This window comes from Pseudomonas sp. GW456-E7 (assembly GCF_059424105.1).
Genome location: NZ_JBWKZB010000061.1, coordinates 13,330 through 30,059 on the forward strand (window position 1 = coordinate 13,330; position 16,730 = coordinate 30,059).

A 16,730-nucleotide genomic window follows, 5' to 3' on the forward strand; every position below is an offset into this window, starting at 1 on the left:
GGTCGCGGGAGATTTCTGTGCTCAAGAAAAGTGCGCTGGGCTGGCCAAAGATTGCCGGCCTCGGAATTGCGTTGGTGGTGGCCGGGCAGTTTTCCGGCTGGAACTTCGGGCTGGCGGCCGGTGGCTGGCTGAACATGTTGATCGCCACGTTGTTGATGGCCCTGCTCTGCGGCGGCCTGGCCTTGTGCGTGGCGGAACTGTCCACGGCGTTGCCCAGCGCTGGCGGCGTGTTCGTGTATGCGCAAAGTGCGTTCGGGCCGTTCGTGGGGTATCTGGTCGGCGTTGCCTGTGCCTTGGCGCTGACCATCGGCACCGGTGCGGCAGCGACCTTCATTTGCGCCTACACCGAATCGATTTTCGGCCTCGGTGGCTGGCCGGTGAAGACCGCGCTGTTCGCGGTGATCATCGGCATCCACATGCGCGGCGTCGGTGAGGCCATGGGCCTGACCTTCATTGCCGGCGTGATCGCCGTGGTCGCCCTGCTCACCTTTGGCGTGGCCATGGCGCCCCATGTCGAACTGGCCAACTTGCTGAAACTGCCCGCCAACGTCGTCACCCCGGTCAGCCTCGGCGGCATCTTCGCCTGCGTACCCTTCGCGATCTGGTTGTTCATCACGGTCGAGCAAACTGGTTCGGCAGCCGAAGAGGCGCACAACCCCGGCCGCACCATGCCACGGGGCATTCTGGCAGCGATCGGCACCTTGCTGGTGACGGCGCTGGTGGTGCTGGTCTGCGCACCCGGTGCCGGTGGCGTCGAGCTGGTCGGTTCGGCAGGTGATCCGTTGTACGCCGCGATGTCCAGCAGCAGCGCCTTCGGTGACGGCTCCTGGCTGGCCAAGGTGATTGGCTGCGGCGCGGTGTTCGGCCTGATCGCTACCTTCTTTTCACTGGTGTTCGCCGCGTCCCGGCAGTTGTTCGCCATGGCCCGCGACGGCTTGTTCCCGCAATGGCTGGGCAAGACCGGCAAACGCGGCACACCCTGGCCGGCGCTGTTGCTGATCGGCGCCATCGGCCTGCCGCTGTCCGAAGTGGACCCGGCCACGGTGATGCTCGCGGTCGTGTTGCTGCTCAACGTTGGCTACCTGTTCATCTTCGCCGCGTACCTGCGCATCAAGACCCGCCAGCCTGACCTGCCACGGCCCTTCACTTTGCCCGGCGGCAAACTGGTTGCCTGGCTGGGCCTGGCCCTGACGCTGGTGGTGATCGCCGCCTGCTTCCAGCTCGACCTGCTGATGCTGATCGCCCTCGCCGTGACCTTCAGCCTGTGCATTTTCAACTACCTGCTGCGCAACCGTCGCGCCACTGTCATCGAGGTTCCGGACCATGCCTGAAAACACTCTGCTGCAACGCCGCCATCGCGTACTGGGCAGCGCCTCACCGCTGTTCTACGACAAACCCTTGCACCTGGTGCGCGGCGAAGGTGTCTGGCTGTTCGACGTCGACGGTCGTCGCTACCTCGACGTCTACAACAACGTGCCCTGTGTTGGTCACTGCAACCCTCACGTGACCGAGGCCATGCACCGCCAGGCCACCACGCTGAACATCCACACCCGCTACCTCGACGAGCAAGTGGTGCGCTACGCCGAACGCCTGACCGCGACCTTCGGCGAGCCGCTGGACACCGCGATGTTCACCTGCACCGGCAGCGAGGCCAATGAGCTGGCGCTGCGTCTGGCACGCTTTGCCAGTGGCGGCACCGGCATCATCGTCAGTGACTACAACTACCACGGCAACTCGGCGTCGCTGGCGCAAGTCACCACCGCCCTGCCCTCGCCGGAACCCTTCGCCGCCCATGCCCGCGCCGTGCCGATTCCGTGCCTGTACCGGGCACCGGCCGGCACCACCGAGGCGCAACTGGCCGAGCAATACGCGGCCAACATCGCCGCCGCGATTGCCTCGATGCAGGCCCAGGGCATTCGCCCGGCCGCGCTGCTGATCGACACCCTGTTCGCCAACGAAGGCCTGCCACGGGTGCCGGCGAGCTTCGTCAACAAGGCCGCCGCGCTGATCCGCGCTGCCGGCGGTCTGTTCATCGCCGACGAAGTGCAGTCCGGCTTCGGCCGTACCGGTGATCACCTGTGGGGTCATCAGGCCCACGGCGTGGTACCGGACATCGTCACCCTCGGCAAACCCATGGGGAACGGCTATCCACTGGCCGGCTTGATCACCCACAAGGCCCTGGTCGAATCCTTCGGTCGCCATGCGATGTACTTCAACACCTTTGGTGGCTCGCCCGTGGCGGCGGCGGTCGGCATGGCGGTGCTGGACGTGATCGAGCAACAGCAACTGCTGAAAAACGCGCAAGACGTCGGCGCTTACGTGCAACAACGCCTGCAAGCGCTGGCCGCCAGGCACTCGATCATCGGCGACGTGCGCGGCAAGGGCCTGTTCTTCGCCATGGAACTGGTGCGCGACCACGCCAGCAAGGAGCCGGCCGGCCTGGAGGCGCGCAAGGTGGTCAACGACATGCGCGAGAACGGCGTGCTGATCAGCAAGATCGGCGCCGGCGACAACATTCTGAAGCTACGGCCGCCGCTGGTGTTCGGCCGCGATCACGCCGACCTGTTTGTCGACACCCTGGACTACGCCCTGAGCGCGATTTGAGGCCCTGCCATGACTGAGTTCCACACCCTGCCACACGACCAGCAAGTGGCCCGTCTGCACCAACTGGCGCGCCATGCCCTGCAACAGTGGGACGGCGAGTTCGCCAACATCGAACTGGTGAAGTTTCGCGAGAACGCGGTGTTCTCCGCCCACCGCCACGATGGTCAGCGGGTTGCCTTGCGCATCCACCGCAATGGCTATCACGGCGAAGCCGCGCTGCGTTCCGAGCTGCAATGGATGGAGGCACTGGCCGGTGCCGGCATCACCGTGCCGCAGATCATCCGTGCGCAGAATCAAAGCCACCTGGTCGAAGTCACCCATCAAGCCATCGGCGAGCCGCGCCACATCGACATGCTCGCCTGGCTGCCGGGCGCCACCGCCGGTACCTCGGAGAACGGGGTGCAGGCCGATACCGAAATCGATTTTCTGTTCCGTGAGGCCGGCGCGATTGCCGCGCGCATTCACCTGCATTCGGCGGATTGGCAGCAGCCGGACGAGTTCGTCCGGCACGCTTGGGATGAAGAAGGCCTGATCGGCGCCAATCCGTTCTGGGGGCGTTTCTGGGAGCTGGAGCAACTCAGCGATGAGCAACGGGAGCTGCTGCAACAGGCGCGGCGCACGGCGCGCAAGGACTTGCGCCAGTACGGCCGGCACCTGGGCAACTTCGGCATGATCCACGCCGACCTGGTGCCCGAGAACCTGCTGATCGAAGGCCCGCGCCTGCGCCTGATCGACTTCGACGATGCCGGGTTTGGCTGGCACATGTTCGAGTTGGCCACCGCGCTGTACTTCTGCCTGGATGACCCGCGCTTTGATCAGATCAAGACCGCGCTGCTCGACGGCTACCACGCGGTCAAGCCGCTGACCGAGGCGGATCGCAAGACCCTGGCGCTGTTCCTGATGCTGCGCGGCACCACGTACCTGGGCTGGATTCACACCCGCCAGGGCACGCCGACAGCGATTGAAATGGCGCCGATGCTGATTGAGCGGGCTTGCTTGTTGGCTCGGGAATACTTGCAGGTCTGATACACCGCTATCGCGGGCAAGCCCGCCACTAAACCTGTGGGAGCGAGCTTGCTCGCGATGGTCTCAAGAACACCGCGCTTAGCCAGCAAGCACGCGTTTTCGTTAACGTCCATCGCGAGCAAGCTCGCTCCTACAACAGCAACAACGGGTTTGTCAGTTGTTTTTCGCGAGCCGGATGTCGCCGCTGTCCCATCCGCCCCCCAGGGATTTGTAGATCGCCACAATGGCCCGGTACTGGTCGGTTTCACCCAGTGCCTGGGCATCTTCGGCGTTCAGGCGCTCGCGTTGCGCGTCGAGCAACACCAGGTAGTCCACCACCCCTTCCTTGTATTGGGTCGCCGCCAGGTCGGCCGCGGCACGGCTCGACTCGCTTTGCCGGATCAGCGACAGCAGGCGTTGCTGGCGCTTGCCGTAGTCGCTGAAGGCGTTTTCCGACTCTTCCAGGGCGAGCAGCACCTGTTGCTCATAGGTCGCCAACGCCCCCTCGGCCTCGGCGTCTGCACCACGAATACGCGCCCGCACACTGCCCAGGTCAAACGCGGCCCAGGTGATGCTCGGGCCCAGGCTCCAGGCCCGGGCGGCGCTGGAACCGATCTGCGAACCACGCCCCGCGATGAACCCCAGGAAGCCGCTCAAGCTTACCCGTGGAAACAGGTCGGCGGTGGCCACGCCGACATCCGCCGTTGAAGCCGCCAGGCGGCGCTCTGCCGCGCGCACATCCGGGCGCCGCTGCAACAGCTCGCCGGGGTCGCCAACCGGCAACGCCTTGGCGATGGCCGGCAAGTCCTTCGGACTCAAGTCGATGCCCAGCGTGTCCGGGCGTTCACCCAGCAGCGTAGCGATGCGGTTTTTGTGGTGCACCTGCTCCGCCTGCAGTTGCGGCACGCTCGCCTCGACGGCCGCCAGGCGGGCATCGGCACGTACCACGTCGAGTTCATTGCCCACGCCCGCGTCACGCAGGCTCACCGTGACGCTGCGCGATTCGCTCTGATTCTTGAGGTTGGCCAGGGCGATTTTTTCCCGCAGTTGCGCACCCCGCAGCTGACCATAGGCATCCACCAACTCGGCGATCATGCTCACCCGCAGTTGGTACAGATCCGCCGCCGTGGCGTCTTCCCGGGCATCGCTGGATTCCAGTTCGCGCTGGATGCGCCCGAACAGATCGATCTCCCAGGCCATGTCCAGGCCCAGGTCGTAGCGATCGGTGTTGACCCGCTGCTCGGTCAGACCCGGCACCTGCGACTTGCCCTGCTGGCTGCTGACCCGGCTGGTGACCACCGGCAGGTTGTCGTTGCTGATGTCATCGCGGATGGCCCGCGCAGCTTTCCAGCGGGCGAAGGCCACGCGCAGATCGCGGTTGCCGTTGAGCGCTTTACCGACCAGCTGATTCAACGTGGGGTCATCGAATTGCTGCCACCACACCGTTTCGAAACGCGTTTGATCGTAGTTGACCCCTTGGGCCGAGACGACATGGGCCGGCGCCGTGTCCGGGGTCTTGTAATCCGGCCCGACGGTGCAGGCGGCCAGCGCGGTGACCAGCAGACTCGGTAAAAACAGCTTGAAAGCCTTCATCAGTGTGCCTCCGGATCGATGACCTTGAGCGAGTGAGCGCGGGCCGCCTGGCGCGCGGCTTTACGTTCGATGTAGCGACGGATAAGGACGTAGAACACCGGTGTCAGCAACAGACCGAAGAAGGTCACCCCGAGCATCCCGGAGAACACGGCAACTCCCATGGCCCGACGCATCTCGGAACCGGCGCCGGTGGACGTCACCAGCGGGATGACGCCCATGATGAACGCGAACGACGTCATCAGGATCGGGCGCAGGCGCTGGCGGCAGGCTTCGAGTACAGCGTCCAGCGGCGACAGGCCCTGGTCCTGTTTGTCCTTGGCGAACTCGACGATCAGGATCGCGTTCTTGCACGCCAGCCCCACCAGCACGATCAAGCCGATCTGGGTGAAGATGTTGTTGTCGCCCTTGGAGATGATCACCCCGGCAATCGCCGACAGCAGGGTCATCGGCACGATCAGGATCACCGCCAGCGGCAGGCTCCAGCTTTCATACAGGGCCGCCAGCACCAGGAAGGCCAGCAGGACGCAGAGCGGGAACACCAGCAACGCGGTGTTGCCGGAGAGGATCTGCTGGTAGGTCAGATCGGTCCATTCGTAGGTCATGCCGTTGGGCAGCTCTTGCTTCAACAGCTTTTCAATCGCCGCCTGCGCCTGGCCGGAGCTGTAGCCCGGGGCCGCGCTACCGTTGATTTCTGCGGTGACGAAACCGTTGTAGTGCGAGACCCGGTCGGGCCCCGACGTCGGGCTGACCTTGACGAAGGTGGCCAGTGGAATCATCTCTCCACGGTTGTTACGCACCTTCAACTGACCGATCTGCTCCGGCTCCTGGCGGAACTGTTGCTCAGCCTGGACATTGACCTGATAGGTACGGCCAAAACGGTTGAAGTCGTTGGCGTACAGCGAACCCAGGTACACCTGCAGCGTGTCGAAAATGTCGTTGATCGCCACGCCGTGGGTCTTGGCTTTTTCGCGATCGATGGCGGCTTCGACCTGGGGCACGTTCACCGTGTAGCTGGTGAACAGGTTGGCCAGCTCCGGCACGCTGCGGCTCTTGCCGATGATGTTCATGGTCTCTTTGTACAGCTCGTCGTACCCCAGGTTGCCGCGGTCTTCGATCTGCAGGCGGAAGCCACCAATGGTGCCCAGGCCTTGAACGGGCGGCGGCGGGAACACCGCGATGTAGGCGTCTTGAATGCCACCGAACTTGGCGTTCAGCGAAGCGGAAATCGCTCCGACGGACAGGCTCGGGCTTTTGCGTTCATCGAAAGCGCTCAAGCCGATAAAGGCAATACCGGCGTTCGGGCTGTTGGTGAAACCGTTGATCGACAGGCCCGGGAAGGCCACGGCGCTGTCGAAGCCCGGTTCGTTCATGGCGATGGTACTCATGCGCCGGATCACCGACTCGGTGCGATCCAGGCTGGCCGCATCCGGCAGTTGCGCGAAGGTCACCAGGTACTTTTTGTCCTGGGTCGGCACGAACCCGGTCGGCGTGGTGCTGAAGCCCATGTAGGTCAGGGCGATCAGGCCGGCATAGACCAGCAACGCCACGCTGCTGCCACGGATGACCTTGGACACGGTCCCGACATACCCGTTGCCGGCCTTTTCGAACAGCCGGTTGAAGGGCTTGAACAGCCAGCCACCGAACAGGCGATCCAGAGTCCTCGAAAAGCGGTCCTTGGGTGCGCTGTGGGACTTGAGCAAAACCGCCGCCAATGCCGGCGACAAGGTCAGCGAGTTGAACGCAGAGATCACCGTGGAGATCGCAATGGTCAGGGCGAACTGTTTGTAGAACTGCCCCGTCAGGCCGGAAATGAACGCCGCCGGGACGAACACCGCGCACAACACCAACGCCGTGGCGATGATCGGGCCGGTCACCTCGCCCATGGCTTTTTGCGTCGCTTCGACCGGATCGAGCCCTGTCTCGATATTGCGCTCGACGTTCTCCACCACCACGATCGCATCGTCGACCACGATGCCGATGGCCAATACCAGGCCGAACAGCGACAAGGCGTTGAGCGAAAAACCGAACAGGTGCATCACGGCAAAGGTGCCGATCAACGACACCGGTACGGCGACCAGTGGAATGATCGAGGCGCGCCAGGTTTGCAGGAACAGGATCACCACCAGCACCACGAGGATCAGCGCTTCGAACAGCGTATGAACCACCGCCTCGATCGAGCTGCGCACGAAGATGGTCGGGTCGTAGACGATCTCGTAGTCCATGCCTTCCGGGAAGCTCTTCTTCAGCTCGGCCATCTTCGCCCGCACCTGGTCGGAAACGTCGATGGCATTGGAACCCGGGCGCTGGAAGATCGGCATCGCCACCGCTTCCTGGTTGTTGAGCAAGGCGCGCAAGGCGTATTGGTTGGAGCCGAGTTCAATCCGCGCAATGTCCTTGAGGCGGGTGATCTCGCCGTCCGCACCACTGCGGACGATCACGTTCTCGAACTCTTCTTCGGTAACCAGGCGGCCCTGGGAGTTGATCGACATCTGGAAGCTGGTGGCGTTGGGCGCAGGCGGTGAACCCAGTTGGCCGGCCGCCACTTGGCGGTTCTGTTCACGCACCGCATTGACCACGTCGGTGGCGGTCAGGTTGCGTGACGCGGTCTTGTTCGGGTCGAGCCAGATGCGCAGCGAGTAGTCGCCGATACCGAACATCTTCACGTCACCGATTCCGTTCAGGCGCGACAGCTCATCCTTGACGTTGAGGATCGCGTAGTTGGACAAGTAGAGCATGTCGTAGCGCTTGTCCGGTGAGGTCAGGTGCACCACCATCGTCAGCTCGGGCGACGCCTTGTCCACGGTGATGCCGATGCGCGTCACTTCCTCGGGAAGCTTCGGCTCGGTGCGGGTCACGCGGTTCTGCACCTGTACCTGGGCGTTATCCAGATCGGTGCCCAGGGCGAAGGTCACGGTGAGCGTGAGTCGACCATCGGCCGTCGACTGCGAAGACATGTACAGCATGTTCTCCACGCCGGTGATGGCTTGTTCCAGGGGCGCGGCCACGGTTTCACCGATGACCTTGGGGTTGGCTCCCGGATAGTTGGCGTGAACGACGACAGTGGGTGGCACCACTTCCGGGTACTCGCTGATCGGCAACTGGAACAGCGCGATGGCGCCGGCAATCAGGATCAGCAGTGAGAGCACGGCGGCGAAAATCGGCCGCGTGATAAAGAACCGGGAGAACTTCATGGCAGTGTTCCTTTATCCGCGAGGCGAAACGGCGGCATCGGTTTTCACCAGTGCCGGTGACGGAGCGACGGGCTGATTACCCGCCTCGACGGCCTGCCGCTGACGGGCCAGGTTGGCGACGGTTTGCGCATCGGCCATCGGCGCGTCCTGAGGCGTGACCACCGCGCCGGGCCGGACCCGTTGCAGGCCGTTGATGACAATCCGGTCGTCTTTTTGCAAACCGCTGCGCACGATGCGCAAGCCTTCGAGCTTCGGTCCCAGATCGACGCTGCGGTACACGGCCTTGTTGTCCTGGTCGATCACCAGCACGAATCGCTTGCCAAGGTCGGTGCCCACGGCCTCGTCCTTGATCAGCAGGCCGGCATAGGCCGCGCTGCCCACCAGTTTCAATCGGGCATACAGGCCCGGGGTGTATTGGCCGTCGGCGTTGTCGAACACCGCGCGGCCACGGATGGTGCCGGTCTTGGGATTGACCTGGTTGTCGACGAAGTTCATCTGCCCCAGGTGGCTATTGCCCTCCTCGTTCGACAAGCCCATATACACCGGCGTGGATTGACTGCGCCGGCCTTCACGGGAGAGCTGGCCGTACTTGAGGAACAGGCGTTCGTCGGCATCGAAATAGGCGTAGACCTTGTCGGTGGAGACCACGCTGGTCAGCGCCGAGGTGTCGGCGGTGACGATGTTGCCGGCGGTGATTTCGGCACGGCTGACCCGGCCGCTGATCGGCGCAGTGACGCGGGTGAAGCTCAGGTTCAGGCGCGCCAGGTCCAGCTGCGCCTGAACCGAATCGACACCGGCCTTGGCTTCCTGGGCCGTGGTGCTGCGCGTGTCGGCCAGTTCCGCAGAAATGGCATTGCTGCTCAACAGGCGCTGGCCGCGTTGCGCTTCGTTGGCGCTTCGAACCAGCGCGGCGCGAGCCTGTTGCAACTGCGCTTCGAGGCGGTGCACTTCGTGTTCGAACGGACGTGGATCGATCTGGAACAGCAGATCCCCTTTCTTGACCGACTCGCCATCGGTGAAGGCGACACGATCGATCTGCCCCGAAACCCGCGGACGAACCACGACGGTTTCCGGCGCTTCCAGACGGGCAGTGACTTCATCCCATTCGGTAATGGGTTGCTCAAGCACTTTGGCGACGGTGACAGAAGGCGCACCCGGCGCCTTGGCGGCATCGGGTGCGTGACCGCAGGCCGTGATGGCCGCCAGGGTCAGGGCAGCAAGGGGATAACGCAAAGGTTTGAGTGACTGTTCCATGGGGGTGTCCGCCAGACGGTTTAAGGGTTGGAGAATTCTCGGCCGCGCAAGGGGGTGCGACGAATCGAATGGAGTGAACTTGGGTATCACTATTAATGATGGCTATCATGTATAAGCACAAAAAAAAGGTTTTCACGCAATCCCGGGAAACTGTAGGAGCCAGCTTGCTGGCGATGAACGCCAGTGCGCCGCGTTTATCCAGTTCACCCGCGTTATCGTTAACGACCATCGCTGGCAAGCCAGCTCCCACAGGGGACCGTGCCCACGCTGAAAAACTGTGGGAGCCAGCCTGCTGGCGATGGACTCCAGTGCGCCGCGTTTATCCAGCTCACCCGCGTTATCGTTGACGACCATCGCTGGCAGGCCAGCTCCCACAGGGGACCGCGTTCACGCGAGAAAACTGTAGAAGCCAGCCTGCTGGCGATGGACGCCAGTGCGCCGCGTTTATCCAGTTCACCCGCGTTATCGTTAACGACCATCGCTGGCAGGCCAGCTCCCACAGGGGACCGCGTTCACGCGAGAAAACTGTAGGAGCCAGCCTGCTGGCGATGGACTCCAGTGCGCCGCGTTCATCCAGTTCGCCCGCGTTATCGTTAACGACCATCGCTGGCAAGCCAGCTCCTACAGGGGACCGTGTTCATCCAGTTCACCCGCGTTATCGTTGACGACCATCGCTGGATCCAAATCAGTGAAGGCCCCTATGAATCAGCAGGTTTTTTCATTACAACCCGTCAGACTGACGGCGAAACAAATGGAGTCCAGTGCCAGCCCGAGCGTTTGCGCCACCTGCAAGGCTCGGGTGGTTGGTTCCATTTTGTGGCCAATGCGTTTAAACAGGGGGTCGTTGAACAGTGTGCGCAGACGAGCCAATGCGCCGCTGACCGCCGGTTGGCCAAGGGACAGTCTTTGCGCGGCCCGAGTGACGTTGCGCTCCTGAATGAGCGCCTCGAATACCACCAGCAGATTGAGGTCGATATTGCGCAGATCATTACGTTTCATGGGTCAGCACCCTGTGAGGTGTTTTTCCTGCAAGGCCATTGCCGCGAATTTATATTACGACCATCATTAATACCAGCCCTTCAGCAAAAAATTGCCATGGCGCCCATCGCAAGACAGGACTCCACTCATGAAAGTGACGAAAGACAAGGCAGCGGCCAACAAGGAAGCGATCCTCGGCGCGGCCTCGAGGATGTACCGGGAAAAAGGCATCGACGGCATCGGGATCGGCGAACTGTCCCGCTCGGTGGGCCTGACCCACGGCGGCTTTTACGGACAGTTCCCCGGTGGCAAGGAGCAGTTGGCGTCGGAGGCCGTGAGCCGTACGTTCGAAACCAACATCGACGACTGGCGAGCGGCCAAATCCATCCCCGAACTGCTCAAGAGGTACTTGAGCCAAAGCCACATGAACAACTGGACCGAAGGCTGCCCGATCCCTGCCCTGGCGGCCGATGTCGCGCGCAACGGCGGTGCCGTCAGCCACTCGTTCACCCAAGGCGTGCAGACCCTGATCGAAACGCTGATGCCATTGGTCGACGGCGAAACCGATGATGAAAAACACCAGGAAGCCTTGCGCATCCTGTCATCGATTACCGGGGCGATACTGATCGCCAGAGCCCTGGACAACCCGCGATTGTCGCAGCAGTTCCTGCAATCGGTGATCGATGCCTGGTCTGTCGGTGCTGAACAACACTAGAAGGGCTTGCCGCGACCAGGTCCCTGCAGGTCGCGGCAAGTTCAGGCCTTTTGATTACGCCAGATCGAAACGATCCAGGTTCATCACCTTTGTCCACGCAGCCACGAAGTCCTTGACGAATTTCTGCTGCGCATCGGCGCTGGCATAGACTTCGGCCAGCGCACGCAACTGCGCGTTCGAACCGAAGACCAGGTCAACCCGGGTGCCCGTCCACTTCACCGCACCGGTTTTGCGATCACGCCCTTCGAACTCCTGCTGGGCATCCGACACCGGCTTCCACTCCACCCCCATGTCCAGCAGGTTGGTGAAGAAGTCATTGGTCAGCGCTTCCGGCCGTTGGGTGAACACACCGTGTTTGCTCTGGCCGACGTTGGTGTTCAACACCCGCAGGCCACCCAGCAGTACCGTCATTTCCGGCGCGCTGAGCGTCAGCAGTTGTGCCTTGTCGATCAGCAAGGATTCGGCCGGCACGCGGTACTGGGTTTTCAGGTAGTTACGGAAGCCGTCGGCAATCGGTTCAAGGAAACCGAAGGACTCGACATCGGTCTGCTCCTGGCTGGCGTCCGTGCGGCCTGGGCTGAACGGCACCGTCACACTGTGGCCGGCGTTTTTCGCCGCCTGTTCGACACCCGCACCGCCGGCGAGCACGATCAGGTCGGCCAGGGAGATTTTCTTGCCGCCGCTGTTGAACTCCTTCTGGATGCCTTCCAGTTTGGCCAGCACATTGGCCAGTTGCTCCGGCTGGTTGGCCGGCCAGGACTTCTGCGGCGCCAGGCGCAGGCGCCCGCCGTTGGCTCCGCCGCGTTTGTCGGAGCCACGGAAGCTGGACGCGGCGGCCCACGCCGTCGATACCAGCTGCGACACCGACAGGCCGGACGCCAGCACCTTGCTTTTCAGGCCTGCCACATCGCTGTCGTTGACCAGCGGATGATCGACGGCAGGGATCGGGTCTTGCCACAGCAGTTCCTCGCCGGGCATTTCCGGGCCGAGGTAGCGCGAGAGCGGGCCCATGTCCCGGTGAATGAGTTTGTACCAGGCGCGCGCGAAGGCATCGGCCAGTTGATCGGGGTTGGCCAGGAAGCGCCGGGCAATCGGTTCGTAGATCGGGTCGAAACGCAGGGCCAGGTCCGAGGTCAGCATGGTCGGATCACGACGTTTGGACGGATCAAAGGCATCCGGAATGATCCCGGCACCGGCACCGTTCTTCGGTTTCCACTGATGGGCGCCGGCCGGGCTCTTGGTCAGTTCCCAGTCGAAACCGAACAGGTTTTCCAGGTAGTTGTTGCTCCATTTGGTGGGCGTGGTGGTCCAGGTCACTTCCAGGCCGCTGGTGATGGTATCGGCCCCTTTACCGGTGCCGAATGTGCTCTTCCAGCCCAGGCCTTGCAGCTCCAGGCCGGCAGCTTCCGGTTCCGCCCCGACGTTGTCGGCAGGCCCGGCGCCGTGGGTTTTACCGAAGGCGTGGCCACCGGCGATCAACGCCACGGTTTCCTCGTCGTTCATCGCCATGCGGCCGAAGGTTTCGCGGATGTCCTTGGCCGAGGCGACCGGGTCCGGTTCGCCTTCCGGGCCTTCCGGGTTCACATAGATCAGGCCCATCTGCACCGCGGCGAGGGGGTTTTCCAGATTGCGGCCATTTTCGGTACGGCTGTCCTCGTTTCTGCCAGGCTCAGCCACCAAGGGCACATCGCCGGGTTTCTGCACCGGTTTGTCTTCTTTTCCGTAACGCGAGTCACCGCCCAGCCATTTGCTTTCAGAACCCCAGTAAACGTCTTCGTCCGGTTCCCAGACATCCGCGCGGCCACCGGAAAAACCAAACGTCTTGAAGCCCATGGACTCCAGGGCGACGTTGCCGGTGAGGACGATCAGGTCGGCCCAGGAGATCTTGTTGCCGTACTTTTGCTTGATCGGCCAGAGCAGCCGGCGGGCCTTGTCGAGGCTGACGTTGTCCGGCCAGCTGTTGAGCGGTGCAAAGCGTTGTTGGCCGGAACCGGCCCCGCCCCGGCCGTCACCGGTGCGATAGGTGCCTGCGGCGTGCCAGGACATGCGGATGAAGAGAGGCCCATAGTGACCGAAGTCCGCCGGCCACCAGTCCTGGGAGTCGGTCATCAGCGCAGTCAGGTCATTTTTCAGCGCCTGGAAGTCAAGGCTCTTGAAGGCTTCGGCGTAGTTGAAGTCGCCCCCCAACGGGTCAGACTTGGGCGAGTGTTGACTCAGGATCTTCAGGTTCAGTTGGTTCGGCCACCAGTCGCGGTTCGTCGTGCCACCGCCAGCGGCGTGATTGAACGGGCATTTCGATTCAGTTGACATGGCATCTCCTCTTGATTTTGTTTTCAGCTAACCACCCTTGAGCGTGGATCCGGATCACCGATTGATGAAATAGCTTTTCGGTATGGGATCCATAGCCTTGAGGCTATGACAGCCCCGCGATCAGTCGCTCCAGACCATCCATTAAAGTACCGGTCGGGGAAACTGTCGCTTCATCCGGTGGAGATAGCTGATAAACAGTGCAAATCAGTCACGCAATGCAAGATCAGCAACACCTGCCACAATGGATTAATACCATTTGCTACAAGGACGTGGGCGACAGGAAGGATTGTTTGCCGCGAGAGGTTGCGCCATGTACCTCAAAGCCATTGTCATCTGGGTAGTGCTGGCGATCATCGTCGTCGCCGTGCTCTGTCGCCTGGTGCATAACGCCAAGGCCGCCGACCGGGCACTCAAGATCGCCAAGCCGGATCATCAGCCTCACGGGCGAAAGAATGACAAGGCCCCATGACTGACCCGGGGCAACAGGGACGGCGACAATCCGGATCGCCGCGCGGCCTCCATCTCTCGGGACTTTGCTCCAGACAATAAAAAACCGGCCTTTCAGCCGGTTTTTTATTGTTCACTCAACAGCACTTGGGTCCGGCTTTACTGCCGTAACGGGCCTCCTGGCGCTCGCGGAAGAACGCCTCGTAGTCCATCACCGGTTTGTCCGGGTGCTTGGTCTGCATGTGCTCGACATAGTTGTCGTAGTCGGGCATGCCGACCATCAGGCGCGCGGCCTGACCGAGGTATTTACCCAGGCGACTCAGGTCATTGAACATGCTGCCCTCCTCGCCTATGCATTCGGCAGCGCCTGGAATGGCGCTTCTTTATCCGTACGCTCTTTGCTGCCCCAGGCGGCGATACCGACCTTGAGTGCGAAGAACAGGATGCTGAACACCACGAACAGGAACAGCGCAGTCAGCGTGGCGTTGGTGTAGGCGTTGAAGATCACGTGCTGCATCTGCTCAATGCTCTTGGCCGGGGCCAATACCTGACCATTGGCCAGGGCATCACTGTACTTCTTCGCCAGGGCGAGGAAGCCGATCGCCGGGTTGGCATCGAACAGCTTGATGAAGCCGGCGGTGGTGGTGCAGATCAGCAACCACACAGCCGGCAGCAAGGTGACCCAGGCATAACGCTGACGCTTCATCTTGATCAGCACCACGGTGCCGAGCATCAGCGCGATACCGGCCAGCATCTGGTTGGAGATGCCGAACAGCGGCCACAAGGTGTTGATGCCGCCCAGCGGATCGATCACGCCCTGGTACAGCAGATAACCCCACATGGCCACGCAACCGGCGGTGGCGATCAGGTTGGCGGTCCAGGACTCGGTGCGGCGCAGGGCCGGCACGAACGAGCCGAGCAGGTCCTGGAGCATGAAGCGCCCGGCACGGGTGCCGGCGTCGACTGCGGTCAGGATGAACAGCGCTTCGAACAGGATCGCGAAGTGGTACCAGAACGCCATGGTGTTCTCGCCCGGCAACAGCTGGTGCAGGATCTGCGCGATCCCCACCGCCAGGGTCGGCGCACCGCCGGCACGGGCCAGGATGGTGGTTTCCCCGATGTCGTGGGCCACCGCTTGCAACGCTTCCGGCGTGATCGCAAAGCCCCAGCTGCTGACGGTTTGCGCAACGGCCACCGCATCGGCGCCCACCACGGCCGCCGGGCTGTTCATGGCGAAGTACACGCCCGGGTCGATCACCGAAGCCGCGACCATCGCCATGATGGCCACGAAGGATTCCATCAGCATGCCGCCGTAACCGATGTAACGGGCATGCCCCTCATTGGCGAGCAACTTCGGCGTGGTGCCGGAAGCGATCAGCGCATGGAAACCCGACACCGCGCCACAGGCGATGGTGATGAACAGGAACGGGAACAGACCGCCTTTCCAGACCGGGCCGGTGCCGTCGATGAACTGGGTCAGGGCCGGCATTTTCAGCTCGGGCATGGTCACCAGGATACCGATGGCCAAAGCCACGATGGTGCCGATTTTCAGGAAGGTCGACAGGTAGTCACGGGGCGCCAGGATCAGCCACACCGGCAACACGGCGGCCACAAAACCGTAGCCGATCAGCATCCAGGTGATCTGGATACCGGTAAAGGTAAAGGCCTTGGCCCACACCGGATCCGCGGCAATCTGCCCGCCGAGCCAGATCGAACCGAGCAGCAACAGCACGCCGATCACCGAGATCTCACCGATGCGGCCCGGGCGGATGTAGCGCATGTAGATGCCCATGAACATCGCGATCGGGATGGTCGCCATCACCGTGAAGATCCCCCACGGGCTCTCGGCCAGGGCCTTGACCACGATCAGCGCCAGCACCGCAAGGATGATGATCATGATCAGGAAGCAGCCGAACAGCGCGATGGTGCCGGGGATGCGGCCCATTTCTTCGCGGACCATGTCGCCCAGGGAGCGGCCGTTGCGGCGGGTGGACATGAACAGGACCATGAAGTCCTGCACGGCACCGGCCAGCACCACGCCGGCGATCAGCCACAGGGTACCGGGCAGGTAGCCCATCTGCGCCGCCAGTACCGGCCCGACCAGCGGACCTGCACCGGCAATGGCCGCGAAGTGGTGACCGAACAGCACGTGTTTGTTGGTCGGCACATAGTCCAGACCGTCGTTATTGAGCACAGCCGGCGTGGCCCGAGTAGGATCGAGCTGCATCACTTTGTTGGCGATGAACAGGCTGTAGTAGCGGTAGGCAACGAGGTAGATGGCGACGGCTGCGACTACGATCCACAGGGCGTTGATCGCTTCGCCGCGGCGCAGGGCCACGACACTCAGCGCAATCGCTCCCAGGACAGCCACGGCAAACCAGGCGAGGTGTTTAGCCAGACGGGGCATAGCGTGTCTCCTGCCGACAGCCAGTGACTGCGGCGGTAATTTTTATAATTGTGTCCGCGGTGCGGAGCTGGCCCAATATCTGCGCATGCCGTCCACAAATAAATCCGCGTTACTACGTACGTGGCGCCTACGTAGTTCTACGTAGACGCCACGGATCCCCTGTGGGAGCGGGCTTGCTCGCGAAGGCGGTGTGTCAGTCGCTACCAGTGTTGAATGACACACCGCC

Annotated in this window: 12 protein-coding genes; 5 read left to right on the forward strand and 7 right to left on the reverse strand. The window is 62.6% G+C overall.

The window, feature by feature from the left end:
- Positions 1-17 precede the first annotated feature (17 nt).
- From AC07YV_RS26840 to AC07YV_RS26850, 3 genes are read left to right on the forward strand one after another with little or no spacing between them, the layout of a single operon-like run.
- Positions 18-1,331, forward strand: a complete 1,314-nt coding sequence (locus AC07YV_RS26840; protein WP_102702219.1) for an amino acid permease — start codon at positions 18-20, stop codon at positions 1,329-1,331.
- Complete coding sequence (locus AC07YV_RS26845; protein ID WP_102702218.1) at positions 1,324-2,604, forward strand: aspartate aminotransferase family protein; 1,281 nt, start codon at positions 1,324-1,326, stop codon at positions 2,602-2,604. Before AC07YV_RS26840 ends, AC07YV_RS26845 begins: the two co-directional genes overlap by 8 nt.
- 9 nt (positions 2,605-2,613) lie before the next feature.
- On the forward strand, positions 2,614-3,630 hold the full coding sequence (locus AC07YV_RS26850) for a phosphotransferase enzyme family protein (protein WP_102702217.1): 1,017 nt from the start codon (positions 2,614-2,616) through the stop codon (positions 3,628-3,630).
- Between the two features lie 153 nt (positions 3,631-3,783).
- Here AC07YV_RS26850 and AC07YV_RS26855 read toward each other — a convergent pair whose 3' ends face one another.
- From AC07YV_RS26855 to AC07YV_RS26870, 4 genes are all read right to left on the reverse strand, one after another.
- Positions 3,784-5,202 (reverse strand): efflux transporter outer membrane subunit, encoded by a 1,419-nt coding sequence (locus AC07YV_RS26855; protein ID WP_102702215.1) that lies wholly within the window; start codon positions 5,200-5,202, stop codon positions 3,784-3,786.
- Positions 5,202-8,393: an efflux RND transporter permease subunit gene (locus AC07YV_RS26860; RefSeq protein ID WP_102702214.1), complete on the reverse strand. Its 3,192-nt coding sequence runs from the start codon at positions 8,391-8,393 to the stop codon at positions 5,202-5,204. Before AC07YV_RS26860 ends, AC07YV_RS26855 begins: the two co-directional genes overlap by 1 nt.
- Before the next feature lie 12 nt (positions 8,394-8,405).
- Entirely contained in the window at positions 8,406-9,647 is a 1,242-nt protein-coding gene (gene mexE / locus AC07YV_RS26865; protein WP_102702213.1) for a multidrug efflux RND transporter periplasmic adaptor subunit MexE, read from the reverse strand.
- Between the two features lie 705 nt (positions 9,648-10,352).
- The gene (locus AC07YV_RS26870) at positions 10,353-10,646 is read right to left on the reverse strand and encodes a LysR family transcriptional regulator (protein ID WP_102702210.1); all 294 of its coding nucleotides are present in this window, start codon (positions 10,644-10,646) and stop codon (positions 10,353-10,355) included.
- A gap of 127 nt (positions 10,647-10,773) precedes the next feature.
- Between AC07YV_RS26870 and AC07YV_RS26875 the strand changes: the two genes are divergently transcribed.
- Positions 10,774-11,340, forward strand: a complete 567-nt coding sequence (locus AC07YV_RS26875) for a TetR/AcrR family transcriptional regulator (protein ID WP_102702209.1) — start codon at positions 10,774-10,776, stop codon at positions 11,338-11,340.
- 54 nt (positions 11,341-11,394) lie between these two features.
- Here AC07YV_RS26875 and katG read toward each other — a convergent pair whose 3' ends face one another.
- Positions 11,395-13,650 (reverse strand): catalase/peroxidase HPI, encoded by a 2,256-nt coding sequence (gene katG / locus AC07YV_RS26880; protein ID WP_102702208.1) that lies wholly within the window; start codon positions 13,648-13,650, stop codon positions 11,395-11,397.
- Between the two features lie 310 nt (positions 13,651-13,960).
- Here katG and AC07YV_RS26885 point away from each other — a divergent pair, with 310 nt between their 5' ends.
- Positions 13,961-14,119 (forward strand): hypothetical protein, encoded by a 159-nt coding sequence (locus tag AC07YV_RS26885; RefSeq protein ID WP_173900861.1) that lies wholly within the window; start codon positions 13,961-13,963, stop codon positions 14,117-14,119.
- A gap of 115 nt (positions 14,120-14,234) precedes the next feature.
- On the opposite strand, the gene AC07YV_RS26890 is transcribed toward AC07YV_RS26885, so the two are convergent.
- Positions 14,235-14,432: a YbdD/YjiX family protein gene (locus AC07YV_RS26890; RefSeq protein WP_007976534.1), complete on the reverse strand. Its 198-nt coding sequence runs from the start codon at positions 14,430-14,432 to the stop codon at positions 14,235-14,237.
- Between the two features lie 14 nt (positions 14,433-14,446).
- Positions 14,447-16,504, reverse strand: a complete 2,058-nt coding sequence (locus AC07YV_RS26895; protein ID WP_102702207.1) for a carbon starvation CstA family protein — start codon at positions 16,502-16,504, stop codon at positions 14,447-14,449.
- Positions 16,505-16,730 lie beyond the last annotated feature (226 nt).